Source organism: Streptomyces otsuchiensis (assembly GCF_004305975.1).
Classification (GTDB): domain Bacteria; phylum Actinomycetota; class Actinomycetes; order Streptomycetales; family Streptomycetaceae; genus Streptomyces; species Streptomyces otsuchiensis.
In genome coordinates this window covers 1-330 of record NZ_BHZI01000633.1, presented here as the reverse complement: position 1 = coordinate 330, position 330 = coordinate 1, and the positions used below count along the sequence as shown (strand labels likewise).

General features: G+C 75.8%; 1 protein-coding gene. It reads right to left on the bottom strand.

The genetic code is table 11. The annotated features are described in order from the left end of the window. A partial coding sequence (locus E0D90_RS26980; RefSeq protein WP_227870532.1) for a 3-methyl-L-tyrosine peroxygenase-related protein occupies positions 1–330 on the bottom strand: 330 nt, incomplete at both ends.

Genomic DNA, 330 nt, shown 5'->3' with positions numbered 1-330 from the left:
GTCGCGGAGGGTGTCACCGTCGCGGAACCTGCGGCCGCCTCCGCTCCGTCGGCGGCGCCGTTCCAGGCCGCCAGCGCGGCCTGGCTGAGGACCAGCATCCCCGCCAGGAGGTCCAGCCGTTCACCGTCACCGAGCTGGGTGGTGGGGAGATCGGCGAGGACGGACTCCTGTGCGGTCAGCAGCCCGGCGGTCCACTCGGCCAGTTCGGGCGCGGAGCGTCTGATGCGGAAGTACCGCTCGTACTCAGCCGCGCCGCCCGAGCCGGGGAAGCGCAGGTTGTCGGGGAGCGAGACGGGGGCCGGGCCGGGGTCGCGCCGGTCGGCCCGGGGC